Origin of the sequence: Radiobacillus sp. PE A8.2 (assembly GCF_045635475.1) — a bacterium.
In the GTDB taxonomy this organism is placed as follows: Bacteria; Bacillota; Bacilli; order Bacillales; family Amphibacillaceae; genus JBJGXI01.
On record NZ_JBJGXI010000066.1, the window covers coordinates 1 to 24077 of the forward strand.

14 protein-coding genes and 1 pseudogene are annotated in these 24077 nt (G+C 34.4%); 1 reads left to right on the forward strand and 14 read right to left on the reverse strand.

The features are described from left to right. From ACI6MV_RS22895 to ACI6MV_RS22930, 8 genes and pseudogenes are all read right to left on the reverse strand, one after another. A pseudogene (locus ACI6MV_RS22895) lies at nucleotides 1-890 on the reverse strand (hypothetical protein); the annotation flags it as partial. Between the two features lie 59 nt (nucleotides 891-949). Further along, the gene (locus ACI6MV_RS22900; protein WP_407272656.1) at nucleotides 950-4138 is read right to left on the reverse strand and encodes a DEAD/DEAH box helicase; all 3189 of its coding nucleotides are present in this window, start codon (nucleotides 4136-4138) and stop codon (nucleotides 950-952) included. Nucleotides 4139-4164: 26 nt separating this feature from the next. After that, complete coding sequence (pglZ, locus tag ACI6MV_RS22905) at nucleotides 4165-6669, reverse strand: BREX-1 system phosphatase PglZ type A (protein WP_407272657.1); 2505 nt, start codon at nucleotides 6667-6669, stop codon at nucleotides 4165-4167. 42 nt (nucleotides 6670-6711) lie between these two features. After that, the gene (gene pglX / locus ACI6MV_RS22910; protein WP_407272658.1) at nucleotides 6712-10182 is read right to left on the reverse strand and encodes a BREX-1 system adenine-specific DNA-methyltransferase PglX; all 3471 of its coding nucleotides are present in this window, start codon (nucleotides 10180-10182) and stop codon (nucleotides 6712-6714) included. Between the two features lie 48 nt (nucleotides 10183-10230). Next, complete coding sequence (gene brxC, locus ACI6MV_RS22915; RefSeq protein ID WP_407272659.1) at nucleotides 10231-13794, reverse strand: BREX system P-loop protein BrxC; 3564 nt, start codon at nucleotides 13792-13794, stop codon at nucleotides 10231-10233. A gap of 13 nt (nucleotides 13795-13807) precedes the next feature. Further along, the gene (locus tag ACI6MV_RS22920; RefSeq protein WP_407272660.1) at nucleotides 13808-14356 is read right to left on the reverse strand and encodes a BREX protein BrxB domain-containing protein; all 549 of its coding nucleotides are present in this window, start codon (nucleotides 14354-14356) and stop codon (nucleotides 13808-13810) included. Further along, on the reverse strand, nucleotides 14353-14955 hold the full coding sequence (locus ACI6MV_RS22925) for a DUF1819 family protein (RefSeq protein ID WP_407272661.1): 603 nt from the start codon (nucleotides 14953-14955) through the stop codon (nucleotides 14353-14355). The genes ACI6MV_RS22920 and ACI6MV_RS22925 overlap by 4 nt, the downstream gene beginning before the upstream one ends. 62 nt (nucleotides 14956-15017) lie before the next feature. Continuing rightward, the gene (locus ACI6MV_RS22930; RefSeq protein ID WP_407272662.1) at nucleotides 15018-15251 is read right to left on the reverse strand and encodes a TIGR04540 family protein; all 234 of its coding nucleotides are present in this window, start codon (nucleotides 15249-15251) and stop codon (nucleotides 15018-15020) included. Between the two features lie 223 nt (nucleotides 15252-15474). Here ACI6MV_RS22930 and ACI6MV_RS22935 point away from each other — a divergent pair, with 223 nt between their 5' ends. Next, on the forward strand, nucleotides 15475-16722 hold the full coding sequence (locus tag ACI6MV_RS22935; protein WP_407272663.1) for a competence protein CoiA family protein: 1248 nt from the start codon (nucleotides 15475-15477) through the stop codon (nucleotides 16720-16722). Between the two features lie 290 nt (nucleotides 16723-17012). Here ACI6MV_RS22935 and ACI6MV_RS22940 read toward each other — a convergent pair whose 3' ends face one another. The 6 genes from ACI6MV_RS22940 to ACI6MV_RS22965 all read right to left on the reverse strand — a co-directional run bounded on the left by ACI6MV_RS22940 (nucleotide 17013) and on the right by ACI6MV_RS22965 (nucleotide 23566). Continuing rightward, entirely contained in the window at nucleotides 17013-18620 is a 1608-nt protein-coding gene (locus ACI6MV_RS22940) for an IS1634 family transposase (RefSeq protein ID WP_407272664.1), read from the reverse strand. 386 nt (nucleotides 18621-19006) lie between these two features. After that, nucleotides 19007-19258, reverse strand: a complete 252-nt coding sequence (locus ACI6MV_RS22945) for a hypothetical protein (RefSeq protein ID WP_407272665.1) — start codon at nucleotides 19256-19258, stop codon at nucleotides 19007-19009. Nucleotides 19259-19488: 230 nt separating this feature from the next. Further along, the gene (locus tag ACI6MV_RS22950) at nucleotides 19489-20430 is read right to left on the reverse strand and encodes a hypothetical protein (protein WP_407272666.1); all 942 of its coding nucleotides are present in this window, start codon (nucleotides 20428-20430) and stop codon (nucleotides 19489-19491) included. Nucleotides 20431-20705: 275 nt separating this feature from the next. Continuing rightward, nucleotides 20706-21623, reverse strand: a complete 918-nt coding sequence (locus ACI6MV_RS22955; protein ID WP_407272667.1) for an exonuclease domain-containing protein — start codon at nucleotides 21621-21623, stop codon at nucleotides 20706-20708. 280 nt (nucleotides 21624-21903) lie between these two features. Then, the gene (locus tag ACI6MV_RS22960) at nucleotides 21904-22194 is read right to left on the reverse strand and encodes a dehydroquinate synthase/iron-containing alcohol dehydrogenase family protein (protein WP_407272668.1); all 291 of its coding nucleotides are present in this window, start codon (nucleotides 22192-22194) and stop codon (nucleotides 21904-21906) included. 208 nt (nucleotides 22195-22402) lie between these two features. Then, nucleotides 22403-23566, reverse strand: coding sequence for a 3-deoxy-7-phosphoheptulonate synthase (locus ACI6MV_RS22965; RefSeq protein ID WP_407272669.1), 1164 nt, complete (start codon nucleotides 23564-23566; stop codon nucleotides 22403-22405). Between the last annotated feature and the right edge of the window lie 511 nt (nucleotides 23567-24077).

The following is a 24077-nucleotide window of genomic DNA, read 5'->3' on the forward strand; positions in this document are numbered from 1 at the left end:
TTATCGCTTAAAGGATTCATTTCATTCTTAATACTTTCTCTAAATCTTTGGTAAACTTCTGGGTGCTCTTTAGTAAATTCCCTCAAGTATTCCTTGCTATTGGCGTTTTCTGTTTCTTTTAATTTCTTTTTTGAAGGTGGATGAATTTTTACTCCACCGCTTTTTAATTTCTCTACTCTTACTAACGATGTTCTTAATCGGACATGTTCATTTTGAAGGAAATTTAATACAAAGTGATCACAATATCTTTCAGGTGTATATCTTATACTAAATGAAACAACACCTTTTGGTACCAAAAGTATTTTCTTTCCTTTTATAATCAACATTTCTGTATAGTTATTTTCCCATGATAGCGTTTCATTGTTCCAATAGTACCCTGATGGTACGTCCTTAGTAAGCTCAATGCCATGTAGCTGGCATTGTTTTTGAGTATATTCAATTAAATGTTTCCTTATAACATTAGTGGTTAAATCCGAAATTTTATCTTTCCCAATATTTTCTACAAAAATAGGAATATCCTCAAGGTGCCCTACTATACCAGACTCTACAGCTTTACTATTAATTATATGTTCAAATATTCTTGTAGCCTCATCAGTTCCTACCCCTCTACCTTGTGGATTACCAGTTGACACTCCTAAACAAGTTTCATTAGGCTCACTTAGGTTTTGGAATAAGCTCTTAGCTTGATCATAGTGTCCTTCTTTTAACAATCTAATTACGGTCTGAAAATAACTCTGAATTGTTTTATATGCAGAGGTCGACCAAGAATCACTATTAGTTGATAGAAAATAAGGATCTAAAAATAATGGCAAGTCTTGATCCACGTCAATATTTATGAAATCTAGTTGTCTTTGATCTTTCTCTAATTTAAATAATTCATTTACCTTCAATTACATCCCTCCAAGTGAAGTTTTGTATATTCATGGTTTCGTTTTCAGAAGTAATACCCTTACAAATTATGAGATACAAACTGCCCAGTTACTAGTTGATACTCAACTATTTCATATCCAGTATAAGCATACACATACACCCGATTTATGATTGGCTTGTAATCCTCTTCAGATAATTGCTGTTTTATTCGATGAATATCGTTCGTAACCACAATAAGCCGACTTTCACCGTCCGCTTCTTCACTAATGAAGTCAACTAAACCAAAAGCTTGCTGCATTCTTACGTTCAATCTGCCTTTATTTAATTCATGTTCTTCTATAATTGTCAAATAATCCTCTGGTATTACTCGACCAGTTTCAACGCCCTTCGGTTCAACTCTAAATTGGGCTATTCTTTTTACTGGCTTCAACTGTATCGATCGCTCACGGTCAATTTCAGTTAATCGTTCTTTACTACGATCTTCCATTTCATCAATTTGTGCATAAGTTTGGTTAATTAAAGCGCTGTTATTACCCTCTACATTTTCGTCCTGATATTTCTTCAATCGCTCTTGTAAAGTATCCAGCTGATCTTCAAAGGATTTTCTCAAGAAGACTCTCTTCTTATTTGCATAATCTTCACGTTTACGCTGAAAAGACCTTAATAGTTTCCTAGCATGTTTAATTACGTGTCGTTTGATTTCATGTTCTTCATCATCATACGTTTTTTTTACATCGAAAGTTTCATTAAACAGAAGATAAGGTGATATTTCTATAAACTCACCATTACTACGTTTACCAGTCAGCATTAGCTTTTGCTCAAGTTCTCGGCCATTACCGTCCACAATTGATACTTGATTTATTTCCATTGTCATAGATTCCGGGATCGTTGCCGCCACTTTATAAAGCGGAAGTACAGCTTGTTGCATTTCTTTCGCTGTCAGTTTCATCACTAAGTTAAACAAAGGATTATCATTTTCAATCATTGGCATTGACTCTGATACTTTTGATGAAGATAAATTGAATCGTATGGAATCATCAAAGTTGAACATCAATTTATGATCACGTGCAAAATCACGAATCCGCTTTGGAAAGCGATCAATACGGGCTATTGTCTGATCTGCAGAAATACTTAATCTAGTTCTCGTGTTCTTTAATCCATCAATCACAAAGTGTCCGTAAAACCTATTTGGAACACTGTTTATTGATACTTCATCAAATGAACGTTTGGCACCTGGTAAGTCAAAGTTGTCATCTAAGCGTTCACTTTGAGCGAGTTCTAATAAACGTCTGTGTTCTTCGGATAATGTTTTCTCCATGTTTGCAATAATCTCGTTTAAATCTTCTCGACCTGAAACCGCCCGCTCCATTACTGAAGATAAATCGGCTTGGCGATCCTCCAGAACTTCACCTATAAAATCATAAACTAGGTCTTGTCCAAGGTCTTCACGCATTTGCTCCATCTTTGTAAGTAGTCGAATTAATACGTCACCTTCACGTGTATTGGTGGCAACTAGGTTAAAGACAAACACCTCATTTTTTTGCCCGATACGGTGAATACGTCCCATACGTTGTTCCAAACGATTTGGATTCCACGGAATATCATAATTGACCATTTGATTACAAAACTGCAAGTTAATTGATTCTCCACCAGCATCAGTTGCAATCATGATTTGTACATCATTTCGAAACTTCTCTACTTCTGCTTGTCGTCTATCCATAGAAAAGTCTCCCACAATTTTGGCTATCTCTGGAACGTATGCTTTTAATTTCTTCTCTATGTAATTGAGTGTGTCCTTTGATTCAGTAAAAATTAAAATTTTCTCGTCTTGTGCCAACAATCCATTAGCACCAAATAATGTCTTTTCAAGCTCTAGAAACTTGCGCTCATTTTGATTCTGTCTAATAACATTAGCCTTGCGAATCAGTTGATCCAACATTTCTATCTCAACTTGCAATTCATCAAAATCAAGTTCTTCGTATTCTCCTTCAGCGTATGCTTCGAGTAATTCCTGTTCCTCAAGTGAACTGTCTTCGTAATCTTCATAATCCAACATTATCTTTTGAACTTTTTGCCCTGTTTCTAACACTTTCTGTAGACGTTCTTTACGACGTACTAGCGACAAATATATTGCCTCAACGGATGAACTTAATCGTCGTTGCAAGATCATCATGGCAAAAGCAACATTTGGTTTGTTGTTTTGTTTCGCGCGATTAAAGTAATCTCTTACATATTCTGTAACCGCTTCATATAAATCTATTTCTGCTGGACTCAGGTCGAATCCTAAAGTTTTTGTTGTCCGCTTCGGAAATAAAGGAGTTCCATCAAAGTTAACCATCTTCTCTTTTAAACGACGGATAACATAGGGATTACTTTTCTCAAAAATAGAATCGCTTCGATTTAATTGTGAGAAGATATCATGATCTATTAAACTCATCAAATGACGGAAATTCTCTTTATCACCTTTATGCGGCGTTGCAGTCAATAAGAGGGTATGCTCCGTGTGCCTCAGTAGATTTTCACCTAGTTGAAACATCTTCGTACGCTTCACCTTACGTTTCTTTTGTCCGAAAGTATAAGCAGCCATTTTATGCGCTTCATCGACTATAACTAAATCAAATTGTGAGTTAATAATCATATTCTTAATATCTTCTCTAGAAGCCCAATACATTGATACAATTACTTGTTGATGCATATCAAAAGAATTTAGGTCCCCTGAGGCATCTAAATAAGATCGTGTAATGATTAAAAAGTCTTCATCAAACTTTTCCTTTAATTCCATTTGCCACTGCTTCAGTACGAGAGGTGGTACTAAAATTAATGTTTTTCGAATCATGTTTCGTGCTTTCAATTCACGGATAAGCATGCCAGACATAATCGTTTTACCTGCACCAGGATCATCTGCTAATAAATAACGTACTTGGGAAGCTTGTAGCATTTTGCTATAAACAGCTTCGATTTGATGAGGTAATGGAATCATGTTCTTATTGCCACGAGCTCGCGATTGTGAGTATTCTTTCTCTGTTCGTAAAACATGATATTGCAGATAATGTTGAAATTTATCTTTCAATTGATCTGAAGCATCTTCATCGGAAAAACGTTCCACTTCTTGTAATTGATGTTTTTCAAGATAGTTTTCAAAGAATTGATTTGACTCTCGCCCTACAGCTTCGACTAAATACAGATCATTATCAATGTTTTCAATATGTTTGATTTGAACGGCTTCTGGCCAAAATGATGCACCTACAATTTCACCTTTTTTCAGCAAGATGACACCTCCAATTCCCTTTCAGTTTAATACAATGCTTCATACAAGCGTAAAGTGAATTCTTCTTCTAAATAAGGTTCTTTACCTTTTTTGGTTACAGTCTCGATTCTTAATTTACATGTTTCACCAATCTTATAATGCTTTTCAACTAAATTAAACGATACTTGTCTATTTCGATCACGATTTTCACCTTTTAAATCAAATACAAGTTCAACTTCATTGGATATCCGTTCATTACCTTGATAAAACGCCATAAGAACTTTTCGTGAAGTATAGATATCTGTAATGCTCTGCTCCTGATAAAAAGAAACCGGAATACGGTAATTTGTAATCACCTTATTGATCATTGCTACCGCAATATCTACAGGTTGCCCTTTTTCAATTCTTCGATAATCTATTAATGGGACAACCGCTTCTTGTGGTAATGCTCCTCCATGAATAAATTGAAGACCTCCACCTGTTTTGAATCGGTTTAGACTTTTAGCTAAAACAACCTCAACATTTTGTAACGGAGTTTGACGTTCAGTTAATTTAATCGAACCTTCCGGAACGTTTAAATTGTGCCCAATAGCAAAACGACGATTATGATCCATAACTTGTCCATCAACAGCTGAAATTTTTCCATGGTTTTCAATTTGTTTAAATTGAAATAAGAAACCATGATCCGCTGTTATAAAAATGCGTTTCGCCTGAAGACGTGATAATCTATCCACCGCATATTGTAAATCTTGTATTGCCTGATGAACTGCTCCATAAGTTTCACGTTCCGACTTTGCTGAATCTCCAAGAGCATCGATGTGGTCATGATATAAATAAACTAGTCTCTTGCCTTTCAACAATTGGTCGGTTTCACTTGCTTTCATATCCAGAAGTTCCTTTAATTTTAAAACTTCAGTTTGCGGCTCAACTGATTGTAGAATGTGTCGGCGATGATCTAACCCTTTTGTTGATTGTCCGTCGGCCAAGATACCTCTCTTATCATCTGCTAAAAGTTCACGATGTGGTAACAGTGATGCCATACCTAATTGTGTGTACGTTGGATAACTTGCTGCCATAGGATCAATGCTTGATTTCCCTTTATCTCGTTTCTTTAATATTTCATGAAGTTCATAACCCGCTTCAAATCGTAAAGCATCTGAAATAATGACGAAAATCCTTGTTTGTTCCTTTTCTAAAATAGGGCGAATCATCTTAGAAAAAAATGCTCGTTGAGGCATTATTTTGGATACATACCCTTCTTCCAGTCTAAAATTCATTTCCTCTGAAAGTCGACGTAGGTATTCATTTTCATACCAATTTGTTAATCGGCTAGCGATTTCTTCAAGCATTTCTTTCGCAGCAAGGCGCGTAAAATGATACATAAATTTACGGTAGGCCTGGTCAATTTCATATAATGATTTCCCATAACTTTCATAAAAATCTTCTTGTAGATGGATACGATTAATAACAGGTTTTAGCTTTTCGATTCGGATTGCTTCAAATAACGTGTAATAAAGGGCTTTTATTTTATCTTTTGAACCCCAATATTTTTGTAAACGTTGTTCAATTAAGGACAATCGTTCTTCTATATGAATTGCTTGATGAATTAATTCATCGATGCATTTCTCAATGATGAGCACATCAATGACCGGGAAAGTATCTACTCGTTGGTAGTTTTCTATATCCTGTTTAGATAACACATCTCTTACGTGATATACTCTTTCCCATTCTTTGATATATTCTTCTAGTACACCCCTATCGCTATGTTGTAACCACTCTTCAGTGAATAATGCACAGACGTTAGGTGATGATGATGCCCATTTAACCTCCCAATCGTCGGCAGTAAAGCCTGCATTCTGCCGGAAATGTTGATAGATGAGAACATTTAATAACTCCATTAATGGTTCATTATCTGTTTCTAATGATACGCCAAAGTAGCGACCAATGATCTCTAGTGTACGTTCTATAGAAAAGTTACGTTTTATTTGCTTCAATAGTTCACTTTCTTCCACATGTAACCCTTCCAAAAGAAGCAGACGGACAATTACACGTAAATCAGGTACCGGTGCTTTTACTAAAGTAGCCATCATACTAAGTTCAAAATGATAATCATCAGCTTGTTTAGGTAATACTTTGCCTAATCTTCTTTTTCGTTCTTTACTATCAAAGAACAAAGGATATTGTTCCATCTTAGGACGTAACACACTGTCCGATACTTGCAATGTTTCAGTTAACATAGCAGTTTCATCTGCTTTGAACTCTGTACTGTACAACAACATATCCAATAACATATTTTCTTTGTCGGCTGGCTTCGCTTCATCAGAATATATTAAAAACGACTCTGTGGTTCGTTGAATTTCAACCTCAACTTTTAACTGGAATAAATTATGATTAGTTAATTTTCTTACCTCAATCTCATCCAACTGTTCTTTTAGTTCATCCACACTTACTTGTGCCTGAGGATCGTACCAAAAAACAATTGCTCGTTTTTTCGTATCCTTTTCTTGTTGTATTTTCTCTTGTAACTTTTCAATCACATCCACGAATTTCACCTCAATATGTAAAGAGAAAGAGGAGAAACTCCCCTCTTTCAGTTATTTAATCTTTGCCAGAACATTTTCAAATTGAGCATAGTTCACGTTAACACCGTCATCTAAATCAATACCAATTTGTTTATTGGCGTACGTCGCTAATTTTTTATCAAATTCCTGTAGTTCCTCAATCTTCTTCTGATAAACTGATTTAAATTTTTCAAGGCTCCGTTTATCACTTGCCGATAACCTTGGGTTTGATAAACGTGTATCAATCATATCTATTTCATTTTGATATTTAGATTGAATTTCTTGTAAATGTTCAAAACGAATTGTTGCCATCGTATCTGGTTGATAACGATGCATATAAATAAGTGTTCGCAATCCTTTTTGTTTACCAGAATCAACTAACCAATAAATTGGCCGTTTTCGATACGTTTTACAATGGTCGTTGAAAAATTCATCTAAGAAGTATCGTCGTATTCGTTCCTCAGGCGACTCATTTTTCTTCATGTTTAAAGACTCGGATAACCAGCGCATATTTTCATCTATGGTATCAGGGCTAAATGCTACTGATAAGAACTCTCGCAAACGTACTATTATGTCACTATCAAAATAATAATCATCAGTCAATTGTATTATGCCATCTTTATTTGGTTTAAATTTACTGTATTTTTCTTCAACAAACTCTCCACCTGCATAAATTAGACCATTAATATCTAGGGAGTATCTACCCATGGTACAACCTATAAAGTATGATAGGAAAGACTTTGCATTTATTTCTTGATCAGTTAATTCAATTGATATGTCATCCCTAGATACTTCTGAGGTTAATTCGTTGTCTAATTTATAAAGCTTAATAAATAGTTGATTTAGCCTTTCCTCATTATTTTTTAATTTACTTATATCTTTTTTTGTTTGATCATTCCATTTAGTAAATGATTCCTCAATAAATTTTTTATCTTCTTTATATGATAATAAGACATTTTTATCGAAATCCCATGAAATTTCGAGGGAGTCCCAATGTTGTTTAGATATCATAATATTTTCTAAAACTTTAGCAGTAATTTCTTCTTTAGTCTCATTATCAGGAAAAATAATTGGAAAAAATTTAATATTTCCTGCTGTTAAATTCATTGTAGGCGCAAGTATTTGTTTAAAACTTTGTGCTACCTTTGAATTAAAAAAACCTAAAATATAATATAAATTCTCATCCGTATTTACAAATAATGAATCGCCCGATTGATCAAAAATAAATCCGCTAGGAAGATATCTCAAAGCTAAATTTCCGGATCCAATCCTTTTCCATGTAATTCCTTCTTTAAAATAGTATTGTTCATTCCTAACAACGGAACTTTTGTGATTTTTAATGGCACTACCGTTATTCTCCCAATTTACTACTCCTATATGGTTACCATACCATTTTCTCGATTCTCCACCTTCATTGTATTTGAACCATTTCAAATCTATTGGTTCTTTTATATTAGTTTTAGTAAAGTTTACTTCATACCAATTTCTTGTAAATAATGAGTTGCTTCCAGTCTGCATACCCGTACAAGCTGCTGCATGCTTCTCCAATCTATCTTTTTTGAATGCTTCTAACTGTTGTGGGTTTATCCAATATGCAATCGGTGAACCAGGGATATTTTTGAAATGGATTATCGGTTTATTATACCTATCTTTGTCAGATAGTATTTTTTCTTTTTTCAGAGTGGAGTTCTGATAATCTACTAATCTTACATACCCACCTATATAATTAACTTCATTAAAATTTCTAAAGGTTTGGGAAGAGGTTTGAACAACTTCTCCTCCAATGTCATCAAAAGCTCGAGTACCTAAATGTATTAAACTTAGCAATGTCTGGTTCTTTATAATTTGATTTCTGAACTCTTCAAAACTACTGATGAACATCCAAGAATGTTGAGTAACTGTACTATTTATTCCATAAGTTTTTGTGAAATACTGAAGCCTTTCAATAAACACTGCGTATAAATCTGATTTAGATTGAGGATAAAGCTTCATCACAAACTCCTTTAGTGATGAGTTCATACCTCTATTACCCATATAAGGAGGATTTGTAATGGCAACGTCATACTTTGAACCTAATATTTGAGACTGGATTAGAATTTTTTTCATTTTATCCAATTGAGCATACCCATTAATAGTATTAAAAGAAGTTTGAACCTCTCCAATTGAACCTATGCGATTAAGAAACTTTTTGTAATCAATATTAAGCGGGGGAATTATCATTGAACCAAAGTTTTGAGCATCTTGATACAAATTAATAATCGACTCAATTTCTTTTCCTTCTTGTTTATTATTAGCCAGAAGGCTAATTAATCCTTCTAAATCAAGATCATTTGACTCTTCAATAGACAATATGTTCGTTTTTACGTTTTGCCTCAAAATTCTTCTGGACTTTTCTCTTGCTTTCATCATGAGGGCAAACGATGCCATTTGAGTTGCTCTTTCATCTATATCCAAACCATATAAGTTTTTTTCTAGAATAAGCTTAGGAATATCCCTACTTAAATAACCCACTTCTTCATACATTTGATATAGTAAATCGAAAGCATATACTAATATATGTCCTGAACCTACACATGGATCAATAATGGTTATCTCTTCTAAATTTATTGATTTATATCTGATTTCTTCTAGTTTTTTTGCTACCTTGTTATCTTGCTCTACTGGTTTAATATAGTATTTGAGTGAATTTTTTATCTGTGTTTCCGGGTTCGCCTCTTGCCATAACTGCCCTAAAGAATTTTCTACCATATATTGCACTATCCACTTTGGTGTAAAAAATTGCGTAGCAGCAGGTATTTCACTTTTTTCAGCCTTTTTATTTTTTCTTAATTTAGCGAATACCTCATCCTTTGGTTCTGCATTGTAATATTGATACAACCAACCTATAACTTCAACTTCTTTAAAGCTATCAGTCAATTCTTCATTAGCTACTAGTTTAGAAATTACAAATTCACTGTCCAGTAAGTAATCTGGTAAAAGAAATTCTGTATAATCATTAATTTTTTCAAATAATGTAGACAAGCTTTTATTTAAACTATTACATTGTGTAACAAATAATCTCCTATAAGCTTGTTCATTATCACCTTTTTGTATATCTTTAGTAATTTGCTGATAATTCACATCTAAATCCATGGTTTTATATTGAAGTAAAATATCCGGTTCATTTTTGCCTGTACTACTTGATAATACATTGACTCGGTCTGGCAAATAATTATTCACTTCCATATAACGAATTGCAATAATTCGGTTAAACCATGTATATGCAACTTCTTCAATAATTTGATCATAACCAACAGCATCTAAACGTTGTTGTAACATATGAAAAGCATGTTTACTTTCGATTGGGTAAGGATTATCACTCACAAATAATTGACCATATTTTTCTTCAATCTTCATTACTTGATTATCCTTAGTAATACCATATTGTTCTGCCTTCAAGGAAACTTTATCAATTAAGTCACGCCTAGCTTCTACAGCAAATTTCTTTAATTCCGCCTTATTCATTGTTTCACCCCTATATGTAGAGGAGCAGATAATCATCCGCCCCACGATTTATGATTTTACGAAATAGTGTGTTTGTAATTCTTTTAATAGACTTTTCTTCAATGCCTCAATAGCACGTTCTAAGTCTTCTTCGGACTCAATTGTATCTAACTGACTAAAGAAAGAGGTATACAATTCTTGCTCTGTAATTTTCTTCGGTAGCCTCTTCACTTTATCTGGGTCATCTATTAAATTATTGAACATCTGGCGTGCTTTTGCTTTTGTTGCTTCAACAAGCTCACTAAGCTGTTGTTGGTTGATTCGAGTGCTAGATATACGTTCACTCTTCTTAATTTTTTCATAAAGTAGAGTGGCTTGATTTTTTCGTGATTGAATATATTCTAAAATGCTTTCAGATTGACGATATTGATCTGTTAAGTTTTCAAGTTGCTTCAGTGATTTTTCTGATTGAACCATTACCGCCTGTTTTTGTTTATTGGTTTCTTCCTGAATCAGATTCTTCAGAACATCTGTCAACTTAGGTAATTGACTAATTTCCTTTGTAGGTTCTTCCTGTAGTAAAATGTGTTTCATTCGTTGAGCTGTTTCTTCTAACTCTTCGTTATGAATAATTTCTAAATCTTGCTTATGTTCTTTAAGAGCCTTAACTGCTTCATCAAATTTAACAATTGGATTTCCCTCATAGAATCCTTGCAAAGTCTCTAGAATGTCATACCAACCTTCTATATCATCTTCATATTGAATAAATGTACGGCAGAACTGTTCGGAATCACGGATAGCAAGTAATTTTTGGGTATCATTCACGATCGTTCGTATATCACTCTCACCCGGGTAAGGATACTCACTAGTTGAATCTTGTTGACGTCTTCTTCCTCGAATTTTCTCTATCGGTTTTACAAATTCTTCTTCAATTTTGTCTCTTATTAATTCTTCATAAGCGTCATATGTGTCATATGTTTGTGTATTCGAAAAGAAATCACGAACTAATGCAATAAGCTCTTGTTTAACTTGATAATCCATTTCAACGATTGGTAAAACAACAATACGGTCACGTTCTGAAACCCTTTCTAGTCGGTCATAGAATTGATTGGAGTTAGGGTTAAAAGCTTCACCCGCATAAGTAAAACGTACTTTTCCCGCATTCATTAAACCCATTAGAATACCAATTGTATCTTGTTCTTCCCATCCATATGGAACAGCCTTATATTTTTGTATGACTTGTTTTAATGTTCGTTGGTCATGGGAACGTTCAAGTTCCTCTACAAAGTGCTTGACTTCATCAATTGCATTTTTGTTTAAGTCACTAAATAAGCTTTGTTGACCGAGATTCTCCGCAACTTGCATCCACTCATTTTTACTATTTTTAAATGAAATAGGCTCCTCAATATAGTGAAATTTTGTAAATGTGTTGCGAATCAGCATGTCCATAGATTGGTTAACTCTACTTTCAAAAGCCCCATTAAAATCACGACGTTGACCTTGGATATAAAACTCTGCTTTCTCACACGCCTTGTTTAACAGTTCTTCTGCTTTATCTGCATATTCATCAACTTCAGCAATTTTCGCATCAAAGATTCTCTTCTGCTGCTGGCTAGTCGTGCTTGACTGTTTACGACGTACATAGCTATCCACTTGTTGAATATAGGCTAAAGCACTTTCTGCTTCAGCAACAAGGTCTTTGTCTAAAAGAATAATTAAATGTCCAGAGTTAGCTTGTAACGCTGCTTCTGAATCTGTCATGCCTTCAGAGAACGCTTGCATAGTTAATTCATGATTCATCTGACCTTTCACGTAATTATCAAATCGTTTATTGTAATCAAAGTGTTTGGTTTGTTCTTGATACTTATATTCATACTTGGTATAGCGATACATCACATTGAAAAAGAGGTTACCTAACCGTTCTTTAACAGCAGCAGTATTATATTCTTCCACACGTATTTCACGGTTAATTTCTTGTTCTTCATCTGATAAGAATGAGTATGACCCATCTGCATGTTGTTCAATGAACATTGCCATTTGAAGTCGGTTCAAGGATTCTTTTATACGATACTCTAAAGGCTGGCGTTCATCATAAACTGTCTCAACCATAAGGGTTGCGATATTACTAGGTGTGGATTTTATATCATCAATCCCTTTGATTAGATAAAGCACTTGCAAAACCTTCACATCATATTCTTCTAAACCTTCATTATTTCTCGCTCGATCCTGAGCTCTTGAAATTGTACTAGTGATTGACGATTCTAAATAATCACGTATAGAAGGATAAAATTCTGTCATGGTTACCATATTATCGATATGTTCCTCAGCATTTAATTGTGCTGCTTCCTGAAATGCTTTAAGTAATGAACGTTCACCACGTGAAGTGTGCTGTCCACCTTCTCCTAAATTACGGATTTTTGTGAAGATCTTTTGTAATAACTCTATTTGATAAGGAACAAAAGGATAAAATGATACAAATTCATCTATTGAACGATACCCTGAACGTAATTGTGTATTTTGCTTATCAAATGCTAAACGATTATGAATTAATTTTCCTTCTTGATCATGAATCGTTTTTAATGTATCTGCACCAACGTCTTCTTTTTCTAACAAACGTTTTTTGATAACTTCATCTGTATTCGCACTGGATAAATTAATTTTTGTTTCAAATCGTCCTTGGATTTTTGAAAAGTCTTTCGTACTATCAAGATCTGAAACAGTTGCTTCTAGTTTTTCTTGTGATGTTACAATCACCCACGCCTGACCATGGCCTAAATCGCCTAATCGTTCAGTTATTGTTTGAAGATTCAACATCAAGCTTGTATTGTTGCCCACATATTGGCCAACCTCATCAGCTAGGAAGACTATTCGGTAATCTGGGCCTTGCTGTTTACAATAATCAGCTATCAGCTGGGCTACTGAGTCAGCATCAATGGAAAACCACTCACGACTCATAATAAAGAAGCTTTCCGCAGTATCAGTATCATAGCCAACAGTTTCTAACGCCTGAATGACTTTCTTCTTTCTAAGCTTAATCTTTAAACGGAACTCTTCCCATGGCTTGCCGTTCTGATCAAAAATTGCTTGTTTAAAAGCTTCATAAGTTCCATCGTTGTCTAATTGACGCTCCATATCAGCAACCCATAATGTATCCGAATAACCTAAATGATTATTAAATACCCTTAAAAACACTTCAATAATGCGTTCCTTTTCTGCATCCTTGGATGAAGATGATGAACGTGAATCGATATTGAATAATATCGCATCTGTTCTCTTTTCAGAAACTCGTTTCATCATACTTAACATCTCTTGGTTTTTAGTTTTCTCCTTAAAGTAATCAGCTGGTGTTCTATCTGTTATCACCTCATTCTGTAGTAAATATGAAAGGATTTTTAAGAAATGTGATTTACCAGAACCAAAGAAACCAGATATCCATACCCCCACCTTAGTAGATGGTTGATCATATACTGCCAGATAATTACGGTAAAAACGTTCTAAATAGTGTTCACTTTCTTCTGTCAACACATATTCATCCAATTCCGTTTTAACTACTTCTTCTTCTATTTGTTCCGCTTGAACAACATTATTAATTGGACGAAATATATCTTTTATAAATAAATCTTTTATTTGCATGTCCATGTCCCCCTTATGAGATACGTGACAATTGATAGTCATCTTCGTAGTCAAGAATGCCAAATAATTTTAGTCTTAATCCAGTAAACTCACCTGGATAGAATAAAACAATTGCTTTTTTATAACCTTTGCTGGAAATTGCCTTTAGTAATTGACTAGATCTTAGAAATGGATGCGCAGAACCCACACCTGTTATAAAAATGAGATTTGCATCTTCAGTAATGTCCTTAAATTTTTGAATCATAGTGTTACTTTCATTTAATATAGGTTCAAAAACATCCATCAGCCCTCTCAACCCTTCTTCTTCTTCCATTTCGAATAATTCTTCTAACTCGTCTTCATCGAAAAAAGAAAGAAGAAATTCAAATAAGTTCACTTCTTTGATATTCATTCTCGTTCGGTTAGACATATTCTTTATGTACACACGAACTTGTAGTTCATCCCCAGGAGGATAGTCCAAAACAAAATGAGGGATGTCACTCCCAATCCCTTTTGGGTTCGTGAAACCATCTTGTATAATCCGCTTCTCCATTTGTTCTAATCGTTCATACGTTGACTTCATCTTTGATTCACCTTTTCTAAAACTGTAAAAGAGTATAATAGAGGAGCATTCTTCTCAGCATATGTTTTTAATGACTGACTCATATGTATTGGTTTAACTGTGTACTTAGTTTGTCCAACTTTATCAATCATCTCCGCATCCCTAAAAAACAATACCAATGAACTTATGAGCCGCTTGATAGTTTCAGGTCTCCAATGACCAACTTTTTCACTAACACTAGCTTTCCCCTCGAAGAAATAGTGAAAGTCATTCTTATATAACGGCTCCTGCTGTTCATACTTCAATACAATAACTTCAATGTAAAACTCAAGTGGTATTAGATATACCTGTAAAAACGAATATAATGTTAATGCCTTCCGATCATAATCGCTTGCTTTCAAAAAGTATCTTTTCATTTCATCGTCTAGAACAGCTGCACGATTGTAGACCATATTAAAGCGATTTTTAATACTTACTGGGCTTCTTAATTGAAATAAATTTTTATCAGTTACCTCTTCTAAGATTTCTCTTTTTACTTTCCCACTTAACATTAGTTCAAGAACAGTAGCAATATAATTTTCTGACCACTTTTCTTTCGTAAAACCTGCAGAGTATTGCATGTGTTTGACCACCTTATAATTCGTTTGACATCCAGTTGGTTTTAAAACCATTTATAGGATCATTAAACCTTTAGTATTTTACTCACTACTTCAAGTCTTCTCTTTCCACATTGCTGTCTTAAGACTGTAGTGAATTGATTATTTTTTATAAATTTATTTTCGTTATTTAAATAAAGGTTTTTAATGCTTTGCACCATATGTAACTCATCAATCTCGTCATTCCAATATCTATCAATTAATAGATTAATGGTAGAAGCTAATTCTCTTTGTGTTTTTTGAAATACTTTTACTTCCATATTACCACCTACATTCTTACTTTTTTCTTACTATTATATTTTAACTTAGTTTATACTTAATACAATAGATTTACAAAAAAGGATCAATTAAAGCAAATTTTTTCAAAAAAATTAGTTTTTGGGGGTAATTATTTATAAAAGCTTGAAATATATCCCTTTTAGCCTTGACTAAAATTTAAAAATATATAATCTATTAACAAAGACTATTTTGAGGTGATTAATAATGCGAGAAGCACTTCATTCCATAGATAACACATTAGAAAGAATTCCCTATACTCCTACATCTTCTGAAATAAGCAACTTAAAAAATCTAGCTAAGAAAGGGATTTATATCTGCCCCTATTGTAATGCGGATCTAATTGTAAAATCTGGAGAAGAGCGCGAGATACATTTTGCTCATAAACATTCTGAGTCATGTGAAGAAGCAAAAAATGTTGGAAGAGCAGAAACAAGGTACAGCAAACAAGTTAAAAGAGAAACACAACAACACAAAGTACTAACAGATATTATATATGATGAGTTATCTACACAATCAAAAATAGATGAAAGATATGAAGTGGACTATGGTTATAGAGTTAATACAGGTTTAAAGCATTATCCAGATATAATAGCTAAGATTGACAATAACATTTTTGCTATATCTGTCGTCACCAATGTAATTCCATTAAGAGACTCCGGATTAGTAAAAGAAATTGCCGAGAGACACCATTATTATATAGAGCAAGAGATGAAACCAATTTGGTTTGTCGAAGTTAAAGAGTTAGCGATTGAACCCGAAAAAAATGCCATTGTATTATGGGATGCCGAAAATATAATAGCCGCTAAGACAGAAGAAGATAGGAAATGGGACAACTTCCTTTCTAACCACATCACAGATAAATCTTTTTTCCTTCCTTTCAATTACCCACTCAACATGAATAACATAGTTATCGACGTAAAAAGCATGTATTATATTTACACTAAAGACTCAAAGATCAAAGTGAAGTTACAGAGATTTCTTACAGATAGAACAAGTAAACCGTACCGAGCATTTTTACTCAATAACGGTGTGGAATTAGAATTTTCAAAGACTCTCCAATTACAGCGTTCGTTTACAGTAAATAATTCAGACACCGAAGAAAACAAACGACAAGAATTTTTAACGAATTACGAGAATCTTAAACAAGATCATGAAGAAAAGCAAAGAAAGGAACAAGAGGAAGCTGAAGAACGAAAGAGGTTGCAAGTTGAAAGATTAATAAAGAATAAAACAGCTACTCTAGAGCCCGAAGAAGAGTTATCTTATCAACAGCTTCAAAAGTTACTAAAAGAAAAAATTAATCTAACACAAAAGGAACAAAATGAACTTTGGAATAGGTATATGCCGCGGATTGGTTATAAGAATTCTGCTGTAGTGTGGAAGTTAACTGTGGATAATCGGTGTGTTTCGTTTGATGATTTAAGGAGGGTTTTGAAGGAGTTTATTAATTAGTCATGGATTATTTTAACTGAAACATTGATGGAACCCTCGCCTAATGCGGACTGGGTTAAGCTCTAATTAAGCATAGAATACATTCTCATTAGCTTTAAGGTCTCCCTGTGTTAAACAATTTTCACTACTAAATCATCCAATTATTGTAGTGTAGGGATACGAATTGGAATATATTAGCTTTTTGGCAGGCACGTTTAAATGCCAACACCCACTTAGAAGTATCACTAATAAATTATCTAATTGCATAACCGATAATAGTTTAGTAATCTTTCATCCTGCATTCCCGGAATTTATAACGATGGCGGTTCAACCCCAAGTGCCTGATAGATTTCGATCTGTTTCTTTGTCACCTCGCCAAGGATATGACCGTGTCCAGGCGCTTCAAACTGTTCTATCGTATCAAGTTCATCCAACAGTCCTTGCAGCGTCCAATTTTCAAACAGGTCGGCATCCTGCATTTTCTTTTTCACATAAGATAAGTAAATAAGTGCAATAAATTCTACAAATAGCTTCCCATTAAGGGATAATTCGGATGAAACTTGCATTCTTCTGAAATTCAGTCGCTCTTTTAGGTTTCCAAAAGCCTTCTCCACCACATCTTTGCTTCTGTAAATGGATAATGCCTCAAAAGGGTTGTTCACTTCGTTTGAAAGTAATGCAAAATAGCCGTAGTTTTCCGTTGCTTTAAGCATTGCTTCTTCCTTTGGTCTTATCTTCCGCCCTCTTTTTGGTGTTTCTGTGACCTCAAAATATCTATCGTAATCCTTTGTGCAATAATCACGTTTTTTTCCATTTTGCAGGTCATTGTACAGACCAGTTAGGTATTCATTCATGTCTGCTTGATCCTTCGCAGCTTTTTCAGGATTGTAAAATAATAAAAGATAGGCCCGTCTCTTTTCTTTTTGAATGTCCCCCTTGTAAGGGCGCATCTGTTCATAATCCCACTCAATGGTTCTACAAATCCCATAAGTTCCAAATTGCGGATGGAAATTTGACCACATCTTCAAGTTTTCCTTCTCATCATTCAAAACGTCCTTCACGTACTTGAGGCTAAGTTTCACTCCAATGATAAATTTCTGGTGGTCTTTGTACAATGCATTAATGTTATCCCTGCTGTAAAAACCGCGATCAAAGACAACCTTTACTTTCTTATAACCCATTACATTGAATTCCTTCACAAGCTGTTTTACCGTTTTCACATCAGAGACATTGCCGGGAAGTTTGCGATAGTAAAACGGCAGTCCAGATTGTTCACCAAATAGGAGTGCTAGATTGATCTGCGGTAGCCTGTCATGTTCTTTATTCTTTCCTTTTTTGACCTGGCTCAGGATCTCGGAATAACTTGAAATAGTTGTCGTGTCAAAGGCCCAGTATTCCTTTTCAATTCGACGTTTCCCCTGTGCTGTGAAGAAAGACATGCGACCTTTTTCATCAATGGATTGGAACAATTCACTGATTCTTTGGGAATATATATCTTGCCCAAAGGGATGAACATGCAGCTTTTGCCAATGGGAGAATCGACTCAGTGAATGATTCTCCTCCAAAATAAGATAATAGGCGATGGATAGTATTTGTTTATGTATATTGGGAAAACTAGTTTTAAGATCCTCTGATACCCCTGTGATCTTCCCTATTTGATGAAACAGATAAGCAGCTCCGTAAAAACTGCGGCGCATTGTGGTAATGGGCGGGCGACCCGGTTTGGGTGTGCTTTCCACTGCAGATCCTTCCCGTCTTTTATAAGCACGAGTGGGAACGATCTCACCTGTAGTTGGATCGACTTTCCCAATCAGTTTTCGTTGTGATCTCGATTGTTTCTTTGCCTTATCCCAATAGGCCTTATTTTCATAGGCGTATGTAATTCCCGTTTTCTTATTTGTATAAAAGACAATCCCCAAATTATTTCACTCCCATCGTTATACATACCGGGAATGCAGGTTGTATTGGAGGATAGTCCAAGGCGACGAAAAAGACTGTATAATGAATTGCTTAATGAGATACAAAGGAGTAGAACTCCTGCAAGGCCGAATAGAAGTTTTAATCGTGTAAAAGGATTGCGCGCAAATAGAAATGCATTAGTTCAAAAAAACGCTTTATAGTTTTAAAAAGTTAAATAGCCGATAGGATACCACTTAAGGGGATGTGAAAAAATGTAATTTCATCTCCCGGGCATCCTATTGCCTTTTTTAGGTAATTGTAGTGGTAAGATTGATTAAACAGTGTGTGATTCACGTGAAAAAAGCAATTGGTAATTCATTGGGAGCTTAGTTTGATGACATTGGGCTCAGACCCATCTGGTGAGGACTTTCTTGTTCCTATTGATGAGATTCAAGATGTTATTGTGTGTACCTCTGCTTATTCCATTCCAGATCATAAATCCATAATCTGCTGCCTCGGCCATTGCTAGATCCTTAGCAGCATAAAAGTTGAATCCCTTTACATCGGGGGCAACCTTAACATTAATAACTTCCCAACCGCCAATGTTGTTTCTAGTTCTTCCATTTGATGCATAAACCTTTACATTGCTATACTTCATGGATTGGCAAAATAGCTGGACTTGTTTATCTACGCCATTTGCATCGCCAACAATAATAGTGAAAATGTTTATTCATTATGTTAGTCATTCTTGCTTTTATATCGTTATTTAGTTGAGTAACGGCTCTTGGGCCTGCGATGAATATTTTCAATTTTGCTCCACCTAATCATCACCTAATCATGTTTACGCTATTTAAGTAAATCACATCTAGAAAATGCAAAATGAAACTCTTATCTGAGAGTGAATTCCTGAATGTGATTGTTATTATTTTTAAAGCAATTAACAATTTTATTGATATCTCGCTTATCTTGAATGGGAGTATTCATTATTTTACTCCTCGAAATGAAACTAGTAACATAATCTAATTTAACATTACACAATAACACAATTTTCATATAAAGCAATGGACGATATCTTTTTGGTATTGTGTGCTTAAATTTTAATCTCATAAAAAGAACTTCATAAGATGAGTACAATGCAAAAAGATAAATAAATATAAGGTAAAGCATCGATAAAATTGATGGTAATAAAAAGTCTCTAATTACTTCATTGATTACAATGTTATCGAAACTATTTATTATCATTTTTACCGATTGAAATAGAATTACGAAACCTACTATCGAGAGTAAAATCTCAAGAAATCTCTTTGTGCGTTTTCCATTTTCATCTTGGTCTTCAGGTTTAAGACTCAATACTGTTATGAGCATTGTTACCACTGTGATAATAAATACAATGATTACCTCTGTAATAAATGAAAAAGTAAACAAATTCACTACAAACTGAAATACTATGAATAGCTTAGTGTTATCTTTTATGACATTGATAAAGAAAGTTTTATTTTTAGCTTCTACGGCTCTAAAAGGCAGTATAAGTCCTGCTCCTAGCAACCAAAATATAGTACCTTTAAGCATCCTCATCTCCCAAAAACCTATCCAATAAAGAAAATAAACCAATCCACCAATATAAATTATGATTAATATGAATAATAAGACCAACTTACTCTCTAATATTAATCTAATGATTTTAATTAATTCTCTTCGAAGTTTAATATTCGAACTTACAAAAAATATAAATAACATTAACCAGAATCCTATTGCAATTTCTCGATTATTAAACACTTTATTTAAAGTATCGAGAGCCAAATCTATATAAAACGTTAATTGTGAAATCAAAATTATCACTCCATAATATATTAAAGCGATTATGACCAAAAGGTTGTAGAAGTATGTGATTGAATTTTCATAAAATCGTCCTTTTCACAATTTCTTTCAAAGAATTATTTCACTGCACAAGATGCCGCTAAAGGACGGTGCATTTAAATCACTATTACACTTGCTACTAATACCAAAAACCGTCACGAAATTGAATCATGATATAAATTCAAGACTTACTAATTTTATAAATAGTTAATATAATAGGAATTTTGGACATTTACTCTTTTATAGAATCATAGCATTTTCAAAAACTCTGCCTCGCTAATAATCTCCATTGGTTGTCCTTCAATAATTAGTTTTTCTGCTTTTACAAGTTTGGATGATTTATTTCCTTTTATCATTGCACTTTGAAATTCACCTAAGACAATTATATTTGTATTCTTTGTTACTCCTTTTTGGGTGATCCCACCTTTCTCAGCTGCTGCAGCAACCGCTTCTGCTCGTGTATATGCTTGTAACTTTCCTGTGAAAACTATGTGCTTTTTATAAAAAATGTGATTTTCATCTGCATCAATATTGGCAGTCTCCTCACCATATTCAATATTAGTAACCGATTTTTTAACCTTTTTGACAAGAGAAGACTTAAAACCGTCTGGAGATAAACTACCAATATTTATAAAAGCTTTTCGTTCAATATCATCTTTTACATTTAATTGAAATTCATTAGCTAGGCTTATCAACAGGTTGGCACATGCATTTGAATCATCTAGAGCATTATGATGGTTTTCTAGAGGGATACTGTAGTGGTTGCATAGATAATCCAAACTATAACTGCTTTGGTTAAGTAGTAGCCTTTTGGATAACTGATAGGTGCAAAGAAGCTCGTGATTAACTGGAGTAAGTCCATACCTTGTCAAATTGTCTCTGAGCGCGTAACCGTCAAATGGAAGGTAATGAGCAACAAGTATTTTATTATCTAATCTTGTCTTTACTTTTTCGTAAAATGCATCAAATGTAGGCGCATTCTTTACATCACTCTCTGTAATCCCATGTATAATAGTATTGTACCCATCAAAATGTTCTTCTGGATTAATCAGAGAATAGATTGAATCAACAATCTCACCCTTCTCTACAAAAGTTAAACCTACAGAACAAATACTGTGCCGGTTAGCGTTGGCAGTTTCAAAATCAAATGCAACAAACGATTTCAAATCATCATCTCCTTTGACTATTTTTCAGTTGGGTTAAGGTTGGGTCTATAGTTCGTAAGATATTAATCTATAAATCAATCTATAAATCAAATAACATCAGTTACGAAGCTATCATCTTCCATACTAAAACCAAATTGCCTAAAAGATTTCCACTTTCCATCGTTCTTATTTTCCAAACGAAACGATCCTATAGCACTTTTCACTCTAACATCCCCAAGAACATTTTTCTTTTTCTTAAAAGAGTAAACGTTAATTAACTTCTTGTTTTTCGGTTGGGGGTTTAGTCAAAATGCTCATTACATATGTTTGCGTCTGCTAATGTGACCGGCATGCCAATTGATGAGAAGAAGTTTTCCATTTTCTTAATTCCAGCTAAGGATGTTCCTTCTAAGTCATTTAAATCAATTTCAACATCCCACACGCGGTTCGCAAATTGCACAAAACGATTCACATCATGCTTGTATACGTACTTCATCCATGCCGGGAAAATAATTGCAAGCCCAGCTCCATGGGTAAAGTGGAACGCGGGGTCAGTTTTCTCGTTCCAGCACGACCTTAAACTTTTCCACACAGACCAGAAACAATAAACCCCTTGTTCCCCCTATCTATGGACAAATCTACTAAAATGTCCATAGATAGGCTCTGGCTCTGTCAACTAGTTTCCTTTTTTCACGTTTTAAAGTACTTTTTATGGACAACTGTCCACGACATATACCAAGTACCGTTATCTAAAGGTTTTCACCCATTTAATTTTGTGAAATGTACATATGAATAATTCGTTATCTGGCTACAGTTTTATAAACCTCATAAATAAGTTCTTTCGTCTGTTCCCATCCAAGACAAGGATCTGTAATGGACTTACCAAATACTTCTGGTTCGCCTTGTCGTCCTTCTTCAAGATAAGATTCAATCATAAATCCACGGACATATTTTTTAATTTTGTCATTCCATTCACGATCAATCAGGATTTGACGAACGATACGGATTTGTTCTAAATATTGTTTACCAGAATTATCGTGATTCGTATCGATTAGGATAAATGGATTCTTAAGCTGCATATTTTCATAGATTTTTATTGCATCTAGTAAATTTTCAGTATAGTAATTGGGAATATTTTTTCCGTATTCATTTACCCCTCCACGTAAAATGGCATGAGCAAAAGGGTTACCTTCCGTTTCCACTTCGGCATAATGGAATAGAAAATTTTGTGCATTTTGAGCAGCGTAGACCCCATTAAACATGACATTCAAATTGCCTGAAGTAGGATTTTTCATGCCTGTTGGTACGTCAATACCACTTGCAACAAATCGATGTTGTTGATTTTCTACGCTTCGTGCCCCAATGGCGTGGTAGCTTACTAGATCATCAATCAATGAAAGATTTTCTGGATATAGCATTTCATCTGCTGTTGTCAAACCAGTCTCCGTAATTACTTTATAATGTAATTCACGAACTGCCTTGATTCCATTAATCAAGCTAGGTTTACCTTTTGAATCTGGCTGATGAATTAAGCCTTTATATCCATCACCATTCGTACGTGGTTTAGCTGTATATACCCTCATTACAATAAAAATCTTATCCTTTACTTCTTCTTGTAATTTCGCTAAGCGACGAGCATATTCAAGAACAGCTTCTTCATTATCCGATGAACAAGGACCGATTATCAAAAGCAAGCGGTCATCTTCGCCTCTAATAATTGCATTAAGTTCATGATCACGTTGTTCTTTTTGTTTTAATGCTTCTCCTGTTAATTTGCCAAGCTCTTTAATTTCTTTAATATTGATTTTAGGGCTTATTTCTCTAAAAGTCATAATGTTATTACTCCTTATTATTAATAGTAAGTAGAGGGCATCCGCAATACCAAACCATGTAAAGAACACCTTCCCATTAGCCAATTCACCTAGATCACAAACGATAAATGAAACACCAATATTCTGGCGCATTTCCATCTACAATAGAAATATCCCTCTCTTATTATTAAAGAGCCTATCCCTTACCTTGAAATTCTTCTTGAACACCGTTAGCATAAAGATTAACAGCCGGATAGTCTGCAGGGTATCTACCTTCTATAAGAGTACCAGTTTAGAAACGAATAATCTATCTATTAAAAACGTACAGTGGAACGCAGGGTCAGGTTCCTCGTGCCAGCAGGGGGAACGCGGGGTCAGTTTTCTCGTGCCAGCAGGACCTTACACTTTTTCACATAGACCAGAACAGTAAAGCTGACCCTCTGTCCCATCAATCCTTTATTGTTCAATGTTATAAATTAATCACTAACTATAGTGTGGTATTTTTTGCTAGTAAGTACGAATTCTTTCTCAGGCTCCTACTCACTCTTAAACGCAGCTGAAAAGACAATTCTTTTGAGGACGGTGCAAAAAAGTACAGACTGCTTTTGGCATTTAAGAAATATTCCAATTGCGAAAAAATTTACAGAACTTAAGAGCGAGAAAG